13 protein-coding genes, 2 rRNA genes and 1 pseudogene (1 of these 16 running past the window's edge) are annotated in these 16,354 nt (G+C 58.1%); 7 read left to right on the top strand and 9 right to left on the bottom strand.

The annotated features are described in order from the left end of the window. Positions 1-795, top strand: a pseudogene (locus tag ASD60_RS29260) (hypothetical protein); the annotation flags it as partial. Between the two features lie 53 nt (positions 796-848). Here ASD60_RS29260 and ASD60_RS00075 read toward each other — a convergent pair. Genes ASD60_RS00075 through ASD60_RS00060 form a run of 4 tightly spaced genes read right to left on the bottom strand, consistent with a single transcriptional unit; the run spans position 849 to position 4,537 of the window. Further along, positions 849-1,715, bottom strand: a complete 867-nt coding sequence (locus tag ASD60_RS00075; RefSeq protein ID WP_056852039.1) for an ABC transporter permease — start codon at positions 1,713-1,715, stop codon at positions 849-851. A gap of 22 nt (positions 1,716-1,737) precedes the next feature. Beyond that, the gene (locus ASD60_RS00070; RefSeq protein ID WP_056852038.1) at positions 1,738-2,598 is read right to left on the bottom strand and encodes an ABC transporter ATP-binding protein; all 861 of its coding nucleotides are present in this window, start codon (positions 2,596-2,598) and stop codon (positions 1,738-1,740) included. Between the two features lie 5 nt (positions 2,599-2,603). Continuing rightward, a complete protein-coding gene (locus tag ASD60_RS00065; RefSeq protein WP_056852037.1) occupies positions 2,604-3,629 on the bottom strand; it encodes an ABC transporter substrate-binding protein in 1,026 nt (341 codons plus the stop codon). A gap of 17 nt (positions 3,630-3,646) precedes the next feature. Beyond that, entirely contained in the window at positions 3,647-4,537 is an 891-nt protein-coding gene (locus ASD60_RS00060) for a TauD/TfdA dioxygenase family protein (protein WP_056852036.1), read from the bottom strand. Between the two features lie 226 nt (positions 4,538-4,763). On the opposite strand from ASD60_RS00060, the gene ASD60_RS00055 reads away from it, so the two are divergent. Next, positions 4,764-5,129 carry a hypothetical protein gene (locus tag ASD60_RS00055; protein ID WP_056852035.1) on the top strand — a complete coding sequence of 122 codons (366 nt, stop codon included), beginning with the start codon at positions 4,764-4,766 and terminating at the stop codon, positions 5,127-5,129. 134 nt (positions 5,130-5,263) lie between these two features. On the opposite strand, the gene ASD60_RS00050 is transcribed toward ASD60_RS00055, so the two are convergent. The 3 genes from ASD60_RS00050 to lapG all read right to left on the bottom strand — a co-directional run bounded on the left by ASD60_RS00050 (position 5,264) and on the right by lapG (position 8,713). After that, entirely contained in the window at positions 5,264-5,581 is a 318-nt protein-coding gene (locus ASD60_RS00050; protein ID WP_056852034.1) for a DUF6124 family protein, read from the bottom strand. A gap of 479 nt (positions 5,582-6,060) precedes the next feature. Beyond that, complete coding sequence (gene lapD / locus ASD60_RS00045; RefSeq protein WP_056852033.1) at positions 6,061-8,007, bottom strand: cyclic di-GMP receptor LapD; 1,947 nt, start codon at positions 8,005-8,007, stop codon at positions 6,061-6,063. Positions 8,008-8,020: 13 nt separating this feature from the next. After that, positions 8,021-8,713, bottom strand: a complete 693-nt coding sequence (gene lapG, locus ASD60_RS00040; protein ID WP_056852032.1) for a cysteine protease LapG — start codon at positions 8,711-8,713, stop codon at positions 8,021-8,023. 197 nt (positions 8,714-8,910) lie between these two features. Here lapG and ASD60_RS00035 point away from each other — a divergent pair, with 197 nt between their 5' ends. From ASD60_RS00035 to ASD60_RS00015, 5 genes are all read left to right on the top strand, one after another. Next, positions 8,911-9,621, top strand: a complete 711-nt coding sequence (locus ASD60_RS00035) for a GntR family transcriptional regulator (protein ID WP_056852031.1) — start codon at positions 8,911-8,913, stop codon at positions 9,619-9,621. Positions 9,622-10,271: 650 nt separating this feature from the next. Beyond that, positions 10,272-11,048, top strand: coding sequence for a DUF3050 domain-containing protein (locus ASD60_RS00030; protein ID WP_056852030.1), 777 nt, complete (start codon positions 10,272-10,274; stop codon positions 11,046-11,048). Continuing rightward, positions 11,045-11,974: a diiron oxygenase gene (locus ASD60_RS00025; RefSeq protein WP_056852029.1), complete on the top strand. Its 930-nt coding sequence runs from the start codon at positions 11,045-11,047 to the stop codon at positions 11,972-11,974. The genes ASD60_RS00030 and ASD60_RS00025 overlap by 4 nt, the downstream gene beginning before the upstream one ends. Positions 11,975-11,987: 13 nt before the next feature. Further along, positions 11,988-15,404, top strand: a complete 3,417-nt coding sequence (locus tag ASD60_RS00020; protein ID WP_056852028.1) for a non-ribosomal peptide synthetase — start codon at positions 11,988-11,990, stop codon at positions 15,402-15,404. A 28-nt stretch (positions 15,405-15,432) separates the two neighbouring features. After that, a complete protein-coding gene (locus ASD60_RS00015; protein ID WP_056852027.1) occupies positions 15,433-15,900 on the top strand; it encodes an SRPBCC family protein in 468 nt (155 codons plus the stop codon). Between the two features lie 104 nt (positions 15,901-16,004). Here the strand turns inward: ASD60_RS00015 and rrf (ASD60_RS29685) are convergent. Next, a 5S ribosomal RNA gene (gene rrf, locus ASD60_RS29685) occupies positions 16,005-16,097 on the bottom strand. A 193-nt stretch (positions 16,098-16,290) separates the two neighbouring features. After that, positions 16,291-16,354: ribosomal RNA gene (gene rrf / locus ASD60_RS00010) — 5S ribosomal RNA — on the bottom strand (it continues 83 nt past the right edge of the window).

Genomic DNA, 16,354 nt, shown 5'->3' with positions numbered 1-16,354 from the left:
CATAGCCCGGACAGTTGGAGCCCGTTTGGTGGGGGTGGGTTGAATGCGTATATGTATTGCGTGGGAGATCCCGTAAACAGCTCAGACCCGACTGGGCATTTTAAGACTGGGGATTCAAAACTTAAAGGTATACGAAAACTGGATGCATTTTTATTTGGCGGGTCAACCGTTACCGGTGCATATGGGAACGCGCCGTCAATCGGCGGAGGTCCTAGCCTTGCAACATCAGTTAAGGCACCTGTTAAAGCACCTGGTAACAGATCATTCATAAACTCACTGATATCGGATGTTGCTGTGATGGCGGGATATGGAGCCTCCAGGCGTGCACCAGGAAAAATCGCTTCTCCTTCCAGTGGTAAAAATGGCGCCGATGGCGTAACAATTGGAGGAGAAGGTAATCCGGGGATCGATATGCTTAATTTCGCAAAACAGAACTCTAATAAAATGGATATTTTATCTTCTAGACCACCTAGTTTCGACATCCCTGCACAAAAGAAAAACGTTAGTCCGCCAACCTCTGCTCGGGCAACAGCAAGTACTGTGACGCCAAGTTATCCAGACTTTAAATGGAGTAACAATGGGTTAGGGCTTAAGGGAGGCCGAGAGCCGGTGCGACAACATTATGATTTCGGAGCGAACGCGCCTCACCAAGCACCTGCCGGTACTCCAGCTCCTGCGCCACATGTCGCCGAACTAAACCACCTTTTGAATGGCTTGGAGCAATTGAACGACATGCACCGAGGTGTGATACGACATCGACTTGCCGCAGCTGTCCAATTGTGCCGAATACTGTGAACGTGCGGGGGCACGCTGTTCACCTGCGCTTCCGCTGGCGGTTGATAGTTATCTCACCGCACCATCCCCCACCGCTTCACAGTCACCCTTTCCAACGAATCAAACACCAAACTCTCCACCAACAACCCGATCAAAATAACCACCGCCAACCCGGCAAACACCTTGTCGGTATACAGCTCATTGCGGTTCTGAAAGATGTACCAGCCCAATCCACCCTTGCCGCTGGTCGCGCCAAACACCAACTCAGCCGCGATCAACGTGCGCCAGGCAAATGCCCAGCCGATTTTCAGGCCGGCGAGGATTGACGGCAATGCTGCCGGGATCAGGATGAACAGCACGAATCGCATCCCTTTGAGGCCATAGTTGCGCCCGGCCATGCGCAGGGTTTCCGAGACGCCGAGGAAGCCGGCGTAGGTGTTCAGTGCCAGCGCCCAGAGCACCGAATGGACCAGCACGAATATCAAACTGTTCTGCCCCAACCCGAACCACAACAGCGCCAGCGGCAGCAGTGCAATTGCCGGCAGCGGGTTGAACATGGAGGTCAGGGTACTCAGCAGGTCGCGACCGAACTGCGTCGACACCGCCAGCGTGGTCAGGGCAAACGCCAGGACGATGCCGATCAGGTAACCCTTGAGCAACACCACCAGGGAAATCCATACCTTGCCGAGCAATTCACCGCTGAACAGGCCGTCGTACAGCGCACTGGCGGTTTGCAGAAAACTCGGAAGCAGCAGGTCGTTGTTCTGGTAGCGGGCAACCGCTTCCCACAACACCGCGAGCAAAATCAGGATCAGGCCTTTGCGCAGCCAACCCTGTTGCCATAGACGTTGGCCGAGGGGCAATTCACGCTCCAGCGGCACGCTGGTCAGTGGTGGTAAAACCGTTTCGAACTCTTCACGCGGGGATGATAAATGGCTCATCGGGCCCTCCTCTCAAACTGGCTCAATAAGCGATGCGGATGTCGGCAAAATCCAGTTCGCGTTCGGTTTCCGGCGACTGGCCTTCATCAAACAGCAGCCTGTGAATGCGCCGCGCCGATTCCTGGAACGCCACGCCGCCAAGACTGTGCAAATCGTATTGATGGCTGTGGACTTCCGCCCGCACTCGCCCCGGATGCGGTGACAGCAACAGGATGCGATTACCCACCACCAGCGCCTCTTCAATGGAGTGCGTAACGAACAGCAAGGTGAAGCGCACTTCCTCCCAGAGCAGCAGCAATTCTTCCTGCATCTTGCGTCGGGTCAACGCATCAAGGGCCGCGAAGGGCTCGTCCATCAACAGGATTTTCGGCTGCATCGCCAATGCGCGGGCGATGGCAACCCGCGCTTTCATGCCGCCCGACAAGGTGTGCGGATAAGCGTCGGCGAATGCCGCCAGCCCGACTTTCTCCAGATAGTGCAGCGCCCGTTCTTCGGCCTCTTTGCGCTTGAGGGTTTTCGAAGCCAGCAGTGGAAACATCACGTTTTGCTTGACGGTTTTCCACGGCGGCAGCTGATCGAATTCCTGGAACACCACGATCCGGTCCGGCCCCGGTGCGTCGACGCGCTGACCTTGCAAACGGATCTCGCCCTCCACGGGCTGGATGAATCCGGCAGCGGCTTTGAGCAGTGTCGACTTGCCGCAACCGGACGGCCCGAGCAGGACAAAACGGTCCGCCGGATCGATCTCGAAACTGACTTGATGGGTCGCCCGCACCACACGCTGCGGCGTGCGGTATTCGAGGCTGACGTTATGGACCGACAACAGCGCCTGGGCTGCCGCGGCCGGTTTGCTGACCGTGTGGCCTTGCAAGGGGGCATTCATGTCGATCAGCTCCCTTGCAGTGGTTTGGCGTCCTGGAAGAAGTAGTCCTTCCACGAATCCGGTTTATTTTTGATCGCGCCGACGCGGTAAAGAAACTCGGCCAAGGGGTAGGTGTTTTTCGGCGTGACGCTGAATTCGAACTGCGGGTTGTCGATGATTTTCAGCAACGCCGCGCGGTCGATTTTCGCCTTGGTGACGCGAATGTAGGTGTCGGCTGCCGCGCCTTTATCGTTCTGCGCGAACGTGGCTGCTTCGGTCAAGGCATCGATAAAGGCTTTGTAGGTTTTCGGGTTTTCGTTGCGGAATTTCTCGGTGGCGAACAGCACCGTTGGTGAGTTCGGGCCGAGTAAATCGTAAGTGTTGAGCACCACGTGCACGTTCGGATTGGCCAGTGCCTGATCCTGGAACGGCGGGTTGGAGAAATGTCCGGTCAGCTCCGTGCCACCAGCCACCAGCGCTGCCGTGGCATCCGGGTGCGGAACGGCGATGGTGTATTTGTCGAGGCGATTGAAATCCTTGTCGCCCCACTGTTTGGCGGCGGCGTATTGCAGGAAGCGCGACTGCACGGAGACACCCACGGCCGGCACCGCGATACGGTCCTTCTCGGTGAAGTCGGCGATGGTTTTGACCTTCGGATTATTGCTCACCAGGTAGTACGGAAAGTTACCCAGGGAGGCCACGGCTTTGACGTTCTGCTTGCCGTGGGTGCGATCCCAGATGGTCAGCAGTGGGCCGACACCGGCACCGGCAATGTCAATCGAGCCTGCGAGCAGCGCATCGTTGACCGCTGCACCGCCCGAGAGCTGGGTCCAGTCGACTTTGATGTCGAGGCCTTCCTGCTTGCCGTACTTCTCGATCAGGTTCTGATCGCGCACCACGTTGAGCAACAGATAAACGATGCCGAACTGTTCGGCGATGCGGATTTCACCTTCGGCCTGGGCCACGCTCGGCGCCACCAGGCTACCGGCAATCAGGCTGAAACCCAGGCCGATGGCGGCGGCCAGCGGTGTGAATGGAAGACGTTTGGACATGATCGATCTCCGGCAAATCAGAAAGGCGCGTCGCCCTGGATGGTGGTGCGATACAGCTTGCGGCGCAGATGGCTGGGGCATCCGGCGGCAAGGTGAATCAGCGAACGGTTGTCCCAGAACACCAGGTCGTGGGCCTGCCATTGATGGCGGTAGATGTTTTGCGGCAGCACGCTGTGGGCAAACAATTCGGCCAGCAGTTGCCGGCTCTCGTCCTGCGGCAGGCCGACGATGCGGGTGGTGAACCCTTCGCTGACGAACAACGCCTTGCGACCGTTTTCCGGGTGGGTGCGCACCACCGGGTGCACCACTTCGGCGACTTGAGCCAGCTGTTCCGGAGTCAGCGTCGGGCGCCAGTTGCCTTCGAACTTGGTCTCGCTGTAGCGCGCCGTGTAGGAGTGCGCCGCCGAGCGACCTTCCACCGCTTTGCGTAGCGCCAGCGGCAGGTTGTCCCAGGCTTTGTGCATATCGGCGAACAGCGTGTCGCCGCCCTCGGATGGCAGTTCCTGGGCATGCAGCATCGAGCCCAGGCTCGGCAGTTCCTTGTAGGAGAGATCGGAATGCCAGAACTTGCCGGCATCACCGAGGCCAATGTTCTGGCCGTTTTCGACAATGTTGGAAACGATGAGGATTTCGGGGTGGTTGGCCAACAAAAACTGCTTGAGCACATGGATCTGCAGCACGCCAAAACGGCGGCTGAAATCGATCTGTTGTTCGGGGGTGATGCGCTGGTCGCGGAACACCACCACATGATGATCCAGGTGGGCGCGATGGATGCGGGCGAAGTCCTGATCATTGATCGGGCGGGACAAATCCAGGCCGATGATTTCGGCGCCCACTGCGCCGCTGAACGGGCGAACTTCAAAGTGTTGTGGCGCGATGGCTGGCGCTGCGGATACGGCTGCTGACATAAATCACTCCCACGCACGGCACGCTCAAGGGCGCGCGCGTCGATCAGAAACTCACGGATATCGTGTTGGTTCGTGTCGTGCGGCGCGCCGATTGGTCGGCAGGTACGCAGGTGGTTGACTTTATAGATATAAGAAAATGAATTTAAATACCGTTAGCGAATAACCATATGGCTGAATTCGCCTATGCTGCTGACAGCATGACGCGGTTCTCTGTGAGGAATGTTCCATGTTCTACGTGCAACGCGATACAGCCGGGCAACTGCTGCGCGTCGAAGCCCAAGACTACGCCGAAGCCACGGAAACGCTGCCGGCCGACCATCCTGACCTCCAGGCCTGGTTTGCCAATGAACTGATGAACACAAGCCTCAACCAGCTCCAGCAGATCAAACAGCTCAAGCAATTGCGCAAGAGCGACCTGGAAATGATCCGGGTCATCGACGATTTGATCGAAGTGCTGATCAACAAAGGTGTGATCCTCGTCACCGACCTGCCGGCGCCGGCACAGGCCAAACTCATGGACCGCAGCCAGGCGCGGGAGGCGTTGGGCGGGTTGAGTCATTTGGTGGATGATGATGAGGATGGGGTGATCTGAGTTTTTTATTGCCTGTACTGACGCCATCGCGGGCAAGCCCCACAGAGTTATGTGTGATGCACAAATTTTGCTAACACCTGCAACCACTGTGGGAGCGGCGGTGCGACGATTCGACTTGCCCGCGATGGCGATCTTCAGCTCACCGCCGGCTTGTCCTTGAACAAAAACTCAAGCAGCTCCGGCGATTCGAGGTGATCCAGCGCCCGCTCCACCAACAAATGCACCCCGTCAGCCATGCGGCTCAGCGCCAGCGCAATGGATCGGCGTGAGCCTTCCACATCGTCCGCCAGGTCGGCGGCAATGGCGCTGATGGACAGTAAATCTTCGGAGGCGTTGGCCAACAGGGCTTCGATGTTGATGTCGTCGGCGACGGTGAAGAGGTGGTTTTTGTGGGGCTTGGTTTCGGGAGTGTCGCCAGGGGTTTCTGGCGGATTTGGCGTGACTTTGAACATAGAGGCCATCCTAAACAGTAGTGGGGGCCGTTCGCCTTTCGTTTGCACGCGAAATGGGTGGCGGCCGTGCGCAGGTGTGCAAAACCGGGCCTGTTTAGACACCCAGCAGATCCGAGGATCTCCTGCGCGCAGCCGCCATAAAGCAGTGGGCATACTAATGCTCATCTGAGGAATGGCAATACGCGTGTCAAACAGTCTGGTCGGATTTGCACGTCCGAGTCACTGCTTATTCAGTGACAAACTCAGACTAGGCTTGGGCACTGGCCCAAACAAGTTCACCGACACCACTACAACTTGAAGGAAATCTCCGACGCCGGTGTCCCCTCTAGGAACATTCCCACAGCAATTGTGTTGTCTGTGCTGACGCCATCGCTAGCAGGCTAGCTCCCACAGTAGATCGGTATTGATCGCAGGGAGTGTGTACGACATGAGCCCATGTGGGAGCTAGCCTGCTAGCGATGGCAACCTCACAGGCAACCCTACCCCCAAGGCCTCGGCTCCCCGATCAACCGCCCCTGAACCCCATACACTCCCAGCTCGCGGATCACCGCCAGTTCGCCCTCGGTCTCGACCCGTTCGGCAATCAACGGCAGATCAATGCTGTGGGCCGCCCGTTGAACAGCCTCAATGAACAAGCGCTTGTCGCTCTCCTGATCAATCGCACGGATGTAGCTGCCATCGATTTTCAAGTACGCCAACCCCAGCCGCGCCAGGTTGCCGATCATGCTGAAGCGCCCGCCAAAACGTTGCAGGCTCAACGTGAACCCGAGCTCGCGCAGGCGCCGTGTCAGATCTTCAAGCATGGCTTGATCGGGCAGTTGTTCTTCGCCGATTTCCAGGGTCAGTCGCGGCCCTAGATTGGAATGCGAGCGCAGCAGCTCGAACAGCGCATTCAATGCCTGTGGATCTTCAACGGTTGCCGAAGACAGGTTCAGTGCCAGGGTCGATTCGTGGTCGGCCATCTGTTCCAGCACTAACTCCAACATCAGGCGATCCAGTCGCGCCGTCCAGTCGAACCGCTCCAGCCACGGCAGAAAGCGCCCTGCCGGAATGCTCTGGCCCTGATCGTCGATCAACCGTGACAGCACTTTGTAGTGCAGCACCAATTGCGTGTCCTGGCTCGCCACCACCGGTTGAAAAAACAAGGTGAAGCGCCGCTGCTTCAACGCCTGATCCAGCAGATCGTGCCAGGCATGATGATCGTCGCCGACACCGGCCAAAGCGCTCTGGTCAAGGCAGACCCAGTTCGAATCACCCAGGCCTTCAGCTTGCGCCAACGCCTGATCCGCCAATGCGAGCACGGATGGCGGCGCGTCGCCATAAACAAATGGCGCCAGCCCGATCGCGGCCACCTTGGCCACGTCCGTCGCACCGGTCGCATGCAGGCTGGTCATGGCGCTGTCGAGGTGCTGCGCCAACTGCAATGCTTCTTCACGCACCAGCCCCGGCGCCAGCACGGCAAATTCGCCACCACGAATGCGGGTCACCAAATTCTGGGTTTCCGGGTATCGGGCGCACGCTCTGGAAAGTTGCTCGCCGACCGCCCGCAACAATTCGTCTGTACGTTGCCCCCCCAGGCGCTGGTTGAGACCCGCCAGATCCTGAACCCGTAACAACAGCAAATAACCAGAGCTGGCCTGTTCAGGGTTACTCACCCGCGCATGCAATTGCATCTCGAAATATCGCCGGTTGGCCAGCCCGGTCAAATTGTCCTGATAAGACTCCGCCCGCAGTTTTTCACTGCGCTCGGCCTGTTCCTGAAACAGCGCCTTGAGCTTCTCGACCATCTGATTCATCGCCTGCACCACGCGCCGCAATTCAGGGGTGCGCGGCAGGTCGGGCAAGCTGAGAAACTCGCGACGGGCGATGGCGTGGGACTGCCGGACCATGTAATCCAGCGGTTTCAACTGGCGCCGCAACAACAGCGCACCCAGTATCGCGCTGACCACCCCACAGAGCAGCAACCACGCCAGACTGCCCAACGCGCTCTGCCACAGTTTGGCCAGGGCGAACATGGGGTGGCTAACCACTTCGACCCGCGCGGCCTGCTCCCAGCCACGGCTGACGATCGCGTCGCCACCGGCAGGTTCCAGCCCGATCAATTTGACGAACCAGGCCGGGACGTCGGTGTCGGCCGGGATACCGCTGCGCTCGACCAACGTCTTGTCGTTTGCCAGATCGACCACGCGAATGCTCGCGTAATAGCCGCTGTCGAAAATCGAACTGACCAGCAACTCAGTCATTGCCGGATCATCGATGTTCGGCGTCAGGGACAGCGCCAGCGCCGTCGCGGCGTCCTGGGCATGGGAGCGCAGCTGATTGACGTACTGAGTTCGCGAACTCTCCAGGCTGACCATGAAGCTACCGGTGAAGGCGATGACCAGGAACAGACAGATTGCGATCAACAGCTGTTTGAACAATGACATCTGTGGGCGGCTCCTAGTTAATCGACTCGACCGGAAATCCTTCGGCCTGCATTTTTTTCAGCACGTCCTGCCAACGAGACAGACGCTTGCTGTCACTGACCCTCTGGTTGCCCTTGGCACCGGGCAACCACAACCCGTTTGCATTGAAAGAGTAGACCGGCAACAGATCCGTTCGTTGGCTGGCTGGCCGGATATCATCGATCAGGCTGTCGAGCACCAGCGGCATGGCCTGGGGGCTCGCGTAATAGGTCAAGACCATGTGCGCACGATTCAACTGCAGCGCCTTCACGTAGGTGATGCGCAGCTTGTCACTGGCAACGCCCAGATGACGCAAGCTGAAATACTTGGCGATAGCGTAGTCCTCGCAATCGCCGGCGCCTTTGAACAGGGCTTCGATCGGCGTTTCCCAGTAATCGGCCTGATGCCACAGGTCGGCATCTTCGACGTAGCGTATGCGCTGGTTGAAGAACCGGTTGACCCGGTCGAGCTGTTCCAGTTCGCTGGCCTTGTTCTGGCTGGCCAGCAAGTATTGCCAGTCATCAATACGCTGCTGACCTTCGTCCAAAGGTCCGTACAATGCCTGCGCCCGGCGGCTGATCGACGAGAAATCCCAATCGCCGAGTACATCGCCCAGCATTACACCGGCCAACAGCATCGCACCGCACAGCCAGCACAACATCCGGGGTATCGGGAAACGTACTGCCAATGCGCGGCATCCAGGGTAGACAGTTGGAAGTCGGTTGATGGTGTAGGTTAATCCGCTAAAAAACAATGGCACGGTGAGATCACCAAGGGCGCGCTAGACTCAAAGAAAGCGCTGCGTTGCGCGTTTGACAAGCCTCCAGGCAGTTACTAGTGTCAGTTGGATCCAAAAAACCAAATAGCCAATCAGGGTGCGTAGTAGTGACACAAAAGCCCAATCCGCTCAGCAGTATCAAGGTCAACGGGCCGATTCCCGCTCACTTGGCTCGCTCAGTCATCGAGGAAACCCTGCGTTCGGCGATTCTCGATGGTCGCCTGCCCTGCGGCATCGCTCTGCGCCAGCAAGATCTGGCCGACCTCTTCGGTGTCAGCCGTATGCCGGTGCGCGAAGCCCTGCGTCAGCTCGAAGCACAGGCGCTGCTCAACGTGGTCGCCCATAAAGGCGCGGTTGTCGCGCCGCTGATTCAAGGCGACGCTGCGGAAACCTATGCCCTGCGGATACTGTTGGAGTCCGAGGCGCTGCGCATGTCGGTGCCGCTGTTGGAGATTGCTGACCTCGAACAGGCCGCCCGTTATATCGATGAGCTGGAAACCGAACACGACTACAGCGAAATCGGCCGGCTCAATCGCCTGTTCCACATGTCGCTGTACAGCAAGGCACCCAATAAGCGCCTGCTGAAACTGGTGGAAGATGGCTTGAACGAGGAAGAACGCTTCCTGCGCTTCAATCTGGAAGCAATGGGCCTGGGTAAATTGTCCCAGGAAGACCACCGGGCCATGTTGCATGCTGCCCAAGAGCGGGATGTCGACAGTTCGGTGAAGTTGCTGGTTCATCACCTCAATCGTGGCGTCGAGGTCATCACCCGTTACCTCGCCAGCCCTGAAGCCCAAAGTCGAAAACTCTCCAAGTAAAACAGTGATGAGGGAGCTTGCTCCCTTTCCGTCATGCCGCGCCCAGCCCGCTTGAAACCGAACGATCCACTTACAAATTTCCCATCCCCTTATGCCCTCTCCGATTCCCGAATTCGGTGATAGCGGCTGTCTTGAATTACGCTCACTCCTGGGGTGCCGACAACCCATGAACGGGGCGACGCATCGCAATTAAGCAGCAGTCCCCCGCACCAGGAACCTACGGAAGGAGCCTTGCCACGGGAACAGGAGAGTCGGCGCTATTCCCGGCGAACTTCCCCCTCATATCACTTCAACGATTTAACCCAGAAAGTTGCTTCGAGTGAGGCATTCACTCTTTATTAAAATTCTGACTTTTAAAAGACGGAAGGAGCAACTACGACCAAATAAAACTTATTAAAAAAGTCTTATAGAAACTTGCCGCGCCCGAAAAAGTTGAACTTTAAAATATCTTAAAAATAACTTGCCCGACACTTAATTTGTGTACTAGTTTTTCCAGGCCGATATATGGCGCCGGCTGAGAAGCCACAGCAGCAGCCCTTACAGCACCTTAACAAAATCATTCAGATTGAGGCATTCGCTCGCCACAAGAAAACTTTTACCAACAATAAAGAGTGACCACTCCTTCATACCAGACAACTAAAGGCTCGCCGATGAAACCAACCAAAGAGCATCTTGAACAAAAAAAATCGCAACTGAGTGCGCACCCGATATTCTCCGAAATACACTCACTTCCAGTATTGCGGCGTTTTATGGAAACCCATGTTTTTGCGGTTTGGGATTTCATGTCGCTGACCAAACGACTGCAACAGGAGCTGACCTGTACGCAATTGCCCTGGCTCCCGCCACGCGACCCGCAGGCGGCACGATTGATCAACGAGATCGTACTGGGCGAAGAGTCCGATGACCGCCCCGCTCAAGGCCACTACAGCCATTTCGAGTTGTACCTGGATGCCATGCGCGAAGTCGGCGCGAGTACGACCGCCGTCGAGCGGTTTGTGGCGCTGCAGCAGGAAGGCGTGAGCTATGACGTAGCGTTGCAAAGTATCAAGGTGAGCCCGGCGGCTGCGCGGTTCGTGCGCCATACGCTGCATACCGCCTTGCATGCGCCTGGCCACAGTGTCGCAGCGGCATTTCTGCATGGCCGCGAGAGTGTGATTCCACAAATGTTCCAGCGCATACTCGACGACTGGGGTATCGGTATCGAACAAGCCCCGACATTTCGCTACTACCTGGAACGCCACATCGAGGTCGACTCCGACGACCACGGCCCCGCCGCAGAACGACTGCTCGCGCGACTGGTCGACAGCGACCCGCAACGCGAAGCAGACGTGTACGCCAGCGCCATCGCCGCCGTAGACAGTCGCATCGCTCTGTGGGACGGCTTGCGCCTGAGCATGAACGAGCCTCTGGCGGAGGTGAACCCATGAACGCCGCCGACTATCTGTCGTTCGCCGATGCCTGGGAGAGTCGCGCCACCATCCGCACACGCCCGCGTCGCCTGCTGGAGAACGACGACAGGCTGATTTATCCGCTGAGCCGGCAACCGCTGGTTCTCAGCCAGACGTTTGTGCGCGAGTGCCCGGAGCAGCGCGACTTCGCCCTGGTGCAGACGCTCTACAAATTCATCAATGACGTGGTGATCTTCGAAACGGAAATCGTCGACAAGACCGCCCGTAGCATTGCCAAGAATCGCTTCGCCGTGGCATTCCCGTTCGCCTGTCGCTACGACGCCATGACGGTGGTGGTCGATGAGGATTACCACGCGTTGGTCGCCATGGATTTCATGCAGCAGGCCATCGCCATGACTGGTATCACCCCCATCGGGCTGCCTGAGGAAATCGAGTTGAGCCGGGCGATCCCGGCAGCCATCGCTATGGCACCGGAACACCTGCGCAGCGCTGTGGAGCTGATCTGCGTGGCGATTGCCGAAAACACCGTGACCGGCGACGTTGCCGCGTTCGCCAAGGACGATACCGTCAAGCAGTCGATCAAGGGCTTGATGGCCGACCACTTGCTCGACGAGGGCCGGCACTCCGGATTCTGGTCGCGGATGGTGCGCATCTACTGGCACACCGCAAGCGCAGACGACCGAGAGTGCATCGCGCGAATCCTCCCGGTGTTCATCGGCCACTACCTGACCAACGACATCCAGAAGGCCTTTGACTTCCAACTGATCGACGCTTTGCAGATCAGCGATGCCGCGCGCCAATCCCTCAAGAATGAGGTGTCCGGCCTGGCCTTCCCGATCAATCGCCATCACCCGCTGGTCGCCAACATCGTGCGGTTTTTCCGCAGCAGTTCGCTGCTCGATTCGCCGTGCGTGCAAAGCGCCTTGAGTGACTATTTGCTTTGACGAGGAACCTGTCATGAGACGTCTCGAAATTCTGCTTGCCGGCCACAGCCAGGCCCTGACCGACCTGGCGCTGGAACTCGAACAACACGGTCATGCACTGACACGGGTAACGACATTCGATGCACCCGTGCCGGAGCATCTGGATCTGATGATCGATGATGCCAGCCTGAACCCGCTTGTTTTCAGTCCTGCACCGCGCCTGACGCTGCAACTGGGCATCGGCCCTTCGGCAGCTTCAGGATTATCGCCGCTGGATCTGTTATTCACCGTTGATGCGACTTTGTTCAGTCGCGTGCCGATTGCCGATGAACCCTCGGGCAATGGTCAGGCACTGCGTCTGCGCGCAATCAAGGAACTGGTGGATCACGTCGCCCTGCTGGTCAGTCGCTACTCCCGCGACGCTGAGTATTTCCTGCTTGCACAACCGGCCATTTGCCCTCACTTCGCAACGTTCGAAAACCTGCTGTATCTCGACAGCCTCGCTTACATCCATCGCCGTAATGCAACCGCTGCAGCATGGCTGCTGGAGCTCGCCGAAATACCGATGATCGAACGGCTTGAACAGCGTTTCATTCAGAGTGCCGACAGGCCTGCGTTGACCGTTGCCGGGACCACCCTCGACTATCGCCAGTTGCACACCCTGAGCCGTGCTATCGAGCAGCGATTGCAGCCCTTGCTCAGCCAGCATGAAGCCCCGTTGGTGGTGGGAATCTGCCTGCCGAAATGCAGCGCGTTGTACGCAGGGATCCTGGCGATTCTGGGCAGCGGCGCGGTGTATTTACCCCTGGAACCAAGCCATCCGCTGCAACGTCAGCGGTTCATCCTGTCAAATGCCGGCGCGGTGTTACTCCTGCATGACGGTCGGCAGCCGCTTGCCGCGCAAATGCCGGGATTCGATATCACTTCGATCGATGCCAGCGACGTCAATCTTGAGCAACCGTTGATGCGTCAACGCCCCGTGCTTGAGGCGCCGTGCATGGCCCTCTACACATCGGGAACCACCGGCCAGCCCAAAGGCGTGTTGCTCAGCCAGGCCAATCTTGCTCACTTCACCGCATGGTATGCCGACTATGTGCAGCTGACCGAAGCGAGTCGGGTTCTGCAATTTTCCTCAGTGAGCTTTGACTCATCGCTGATCGATATTTTCCCGACGCTGCTGCAGGGTGCCGAATTGATCGTGCCTGCTGAAGACCAGCGCCGCGATCCGCTGCAACTGGTGGAGCTGATCCGTCTTCGGCAACTGAGCCACGCCTTTTTGCCACCAGCGCTGCTGAGCATTCTGCCGCTGGAGTCATTGCACAACCTCGAACACGTGATGACGGGTGGTGATGTCTGCGAGCCGTGGGTGATCCAGCAACTGACTCGCCAAGGCAATCTCCACAACCTCTATGGCCCCACCGAAGCCACCGTGCTGATTACTGCGCGGCAGTTGCAAAGGGATGACAACAACCGGACCCTCGGCGATCCGATCGCCAACAGTCAGGTGCTGATCCTCGATGATGATTTGCAACCGGTGACAGAGCATGCCGTCGGTGAGTTGTACATCGCAGGGCCCGGTGTGTGCCTGGGTTATCTGAACAACCCGCAGCAGACCGCCGAACGCTATCTGACCCTGACGTTGCCTGATGGCCAGCACTTGCGTGTCTATCGCACCGGGGACATGGCGAAGTGGACGAACGAAGGGATCGAGCTGTGCGGACGGCGCGACAATCAGGTAAAGATTCGCGGTTTCCGAGTCGAGCCAGAAGAGATCGAACGCTGCCTGCGCGACAGCCAGTTGTACCGCCAAGTGGCGGTGGTGATCGACAGCCATCGTCGAATCCTGGCCTTCCTTGCACAGCCTCAAGAACACCATGGCGGTATGGCGCGCGATGCGCTGAAGGCTCACGCCATGCAGTATCTGCCGGAGTACATGCAGCCGGTGGCGTGGACCGAACTGGCGGGCATGCCGTACGCCAGCAACGGTAAGGTCGATCGCAAAGCGCTGCTGGCGCTGCCGGTCAGTGTCAGCGAAAACACCCCGCGACGCCTGCCGGTCAATGCCGATGAAGCGCTGCTGCTGGAGATCTGGGCCGATCTGCTGGAGTTGCCGGCCGGCGATATTTCCACCGATGAAAGCTTCTTCAATCTGGGAGGTCACTCCATCCTGTTGTCGCGCATGCTCCTGCGTTTGCGCGAAGAATTCGGTCGCAGCATATCGATCAACCGCTTCATCGAACTGCCTACCATCACCAAGCTTGCGACACTGGTGCGGGGTTCAGGCCGTGAAGAAGTATTGAGCGACCGAGCCTTGGCCGATGCCTCTCGCGAACTGCATGTGCAGCCATTGCCCATCAGCCGTCTGGGCGATGTACACAAAGTCATCGTCACCGGCGCCAACAGTTTCGTCGGGGTGCACATCGTCGAAGCGCTGTTGGGGTGGGGCGCCAGTGAAGTCGCTTGCCTGGTCCGCGACGGCAACGGGCAAACGGCGGCTGAGCGGTTTGCTCAGGCGTTGCGTGAGAACCGCCTGGAGCATCTGGACCTGAGTCGGGTGCGGGTGTACGCGGCAGATATCACCCAGCCAGGCCTGGGGCTGGCCGACGAGGTCTACCTGCGCCTGGATCGAGAGTTCGGCGCCTTGGTGCACAACGCCGCCAACGTCAATCACGTACTCGATTACCAATCGCTGGCGCGGGACAACGTCGAGCCGATTTTCGAATGCCTGCGGCTTTGCGAAGGACACAGCAAAAAGATCTTCAACTTCGTCTCGACGCTCTCGGCTTCCAGCGCGGTTTCCGCAGATGGCAAGGTACTGGAGCTGCCCGCCGCGCAGACTCCACCCATCTACATCAAGAACGGCTACAACCTGTCCAAATGGGTCGGCGAGCGGATCCTGCAACGGGCGCGGGAGCGCGGTGTGCAAGTCAATATCTATCGCCCCGGCAACATCAGCTTCAACAGCCTTACAGGCGTCTGCCAGCCACACAAGAACCGTTTGATGTTGATGCTCAAAGGCTCGATCCAACTGGGCCAGGTGCCGGAGTTCGCGCTGAATTTCGATCTGATGCCGGTGGACTTCCTCGCCCGCTTCATCGCCTTCCATGCCAGCCGCTATCAGTCGGAAAAAGCGGTGTTCAACCTGCACAACCCCGAGCCCCTGAGCTGGGACCGATATGTGGCGTCGTTTCGTGAAGCCGGGCAGGAATTTTCATTGGTCAGCGTTGCAGACTGGCAGCAGCAACTGGCTCGGGTCGACAGCGATAACGCGCTGTTCGGCGTGCTCGGCTTCTACCTCAACGGCTTTGAAGAAGACATCGGCGACATCTCGATGATCGGTCACGACAACGCCCAGGCCGGTGTGTGGCAGATGGGCGCGTGTTATCCGGAAAAGACCACGGCGCTGCTGCGCCGTGGCTGCGACTACCTCAAGGAAATCAATTTCATCTGAGTCATCCCAACCCGCACGGAGCAAAACCATGAGCACTCTGCAACCCGATACCCTGATCCAAAATCCACAAGGCTGCCACGTTGTATCCTCGGTGGAAATCCCTGCCGAGGCCGCACGGGTCTGGGCCGTTGTCGGCAACTTTGCCGGCTTCGACCGATTCATACCTGCGCTGTCGCACATTGAAATGACGGGTGAGGGAGTGGCTTCCCTGCGCAAAAAGCACTTCAGGGACGGCAACCTTGTCGTCGAGCAACTCAACTCCCACGACGATCACACGATGAGCATGACCTGGACCACGATCTACAACACCCTGGGTGTGGCCAATCTGTGGGCGGCGATGCAGGTGACTCCCATTGATTCAGGCAAATCCGTTGCGACCTGGACGATCATCGCCGAACCGGCGCAGGGAGGTGCTGGCGCGATGCCGGGGTTCCAGGCGTTCGTCCAGGGCTTTGCCGATGATGCGATGAACAATGTGTTGAAGTTATTTGTATAAGGCTTTTGTTTTGCGGTGACCGCCAACGGCTTTTGGCTGCCCTGAAACGACAAAACCCCTGTCTGCGTTAGCAGACAGGGGTTTTGGATTTGAATCTTGACGATGACCTACTCTCACATGGGGAAACCCCACACTACCATCGGCGATGCATCGTTTCACTTCTGAGTTCGGGATGGGATCAGGTGGTTCCAATGCTACCCCACACTACCATCGGCGATGCATCGTTTCACTTCTGAGTTCGGGATGGGATCAGGTGGTTCCAATGCTCTATGGTCGTCAAGAAATTCGGTGTGCCGGCCCGTCTCTCAGGGACGTGTCAGCGAATTCTTGATGCTTCTACTATAAAGACAAAACCCCAACTGCTTTCGCAATTGGGGTTTCGGAATTTAATCTTGACGATGACCTACTCTCACATGGGGAAACCCCACACTACCATCGGCGATGCATCGTTTCA

The organism is Pseudomonas sp. Root562 (assembly GCF_001427125.1).
Classification (GTDB): Bacteria; Pseudomonadota; Gammaproteobacteria; order Pseudomonadales; family Pseudomonadaceae; genus Aquipseudomonas.
Note: the sequence above shows the minus strand (reverse complement) of the source record. Positions and strands in the feature narration are given on the sequence as shown.

What these genes read in the sequence shown, in the direction of transcription:
- ASD60_RS00065 (WP_056852037.1), bottom strand. Translation starts at nt 3,629, where the DNA reads ATGTCCAAACGTCTTCCATTCACACCGCTGGCCGCCGCCATCGGCCTG.
- ASD60_RS00015 (WP_056852027.1), top strand. Translation starts at nt 15,433, where the DNA reads ATGAGCACTCTGCAACCCGATACCCTGATCCAAAATCCACAAGGCTGC.
- lapD (WP_056852033.1), bottom strand. Translation starts at nt 8,007, where the DNA reads ATGTCATTGTTCAAACAGCTGTTGATCGCAATCTGTCTGTTCCTGGTC.
- ASD60_RS00050 (WP_056852034.1), bottom strand. Translation starts at nt 5,581, where the DNA reads ATGTTCAAAGTCACGCCAAATCCGCCAGAAACCCCTGGCGACACTCCC.
- ASD60_RS00055 (WP_056852035.1), top strand. Translation starts at nt 4,764, where the DNA reads ATGTTCTACGTGCAACGCGATACAGCCGGGCAACTGCTGCGCGTCGAA.
- ASD60_RS00075 (WP_056852039.1), bottom strand. Translation starts at nt 1,715, where the DNA reads ATGAGCCATTTATCATCCCCGCGTGAAGAGTTCGAAACGGTTTTACCA.
- ASD60_RS00020 (WP_056852028.1), top strand. Translation starts at nt 11,988, where the DNA reads ATGAGACGTCTCGAAATTCTGCTTGCCGGCCACAGCCAGGCCCTGACC.
- ASD60_RS00070 (WP_056852038.1), bottom strand. Translation starts at nt 2,598, where the DNA reads ATGAATGCCCCCTTGCAAGGCCACACGGTCAGCAAACCGGCCGCGGCA.
- ASD60_RS00025 (WP_056852029.1), top strand. Translation starts at nt 11,045, where the DNA reads ATGAACGCCGCCGACTATCTGTCGTTCGCCGATGCCTGGGAGAGTCGC.
- ASD60_RS00030 (WP_056852030.1), top strand. Translation starts at nt 10,272, where the DNA reads ATGAAACCAACCAAAGAGCATCTTGAACAAAAAAAATCGCAACTGAGT.
- ASD60_RS00060 (WP_056852036.1), bottom strand. Translation starts at nt 4,537, where the DNA reads ATGTCAGCAGCCGTATCCGCAGCGCCAGCCATCGCGCCACAACACTTT.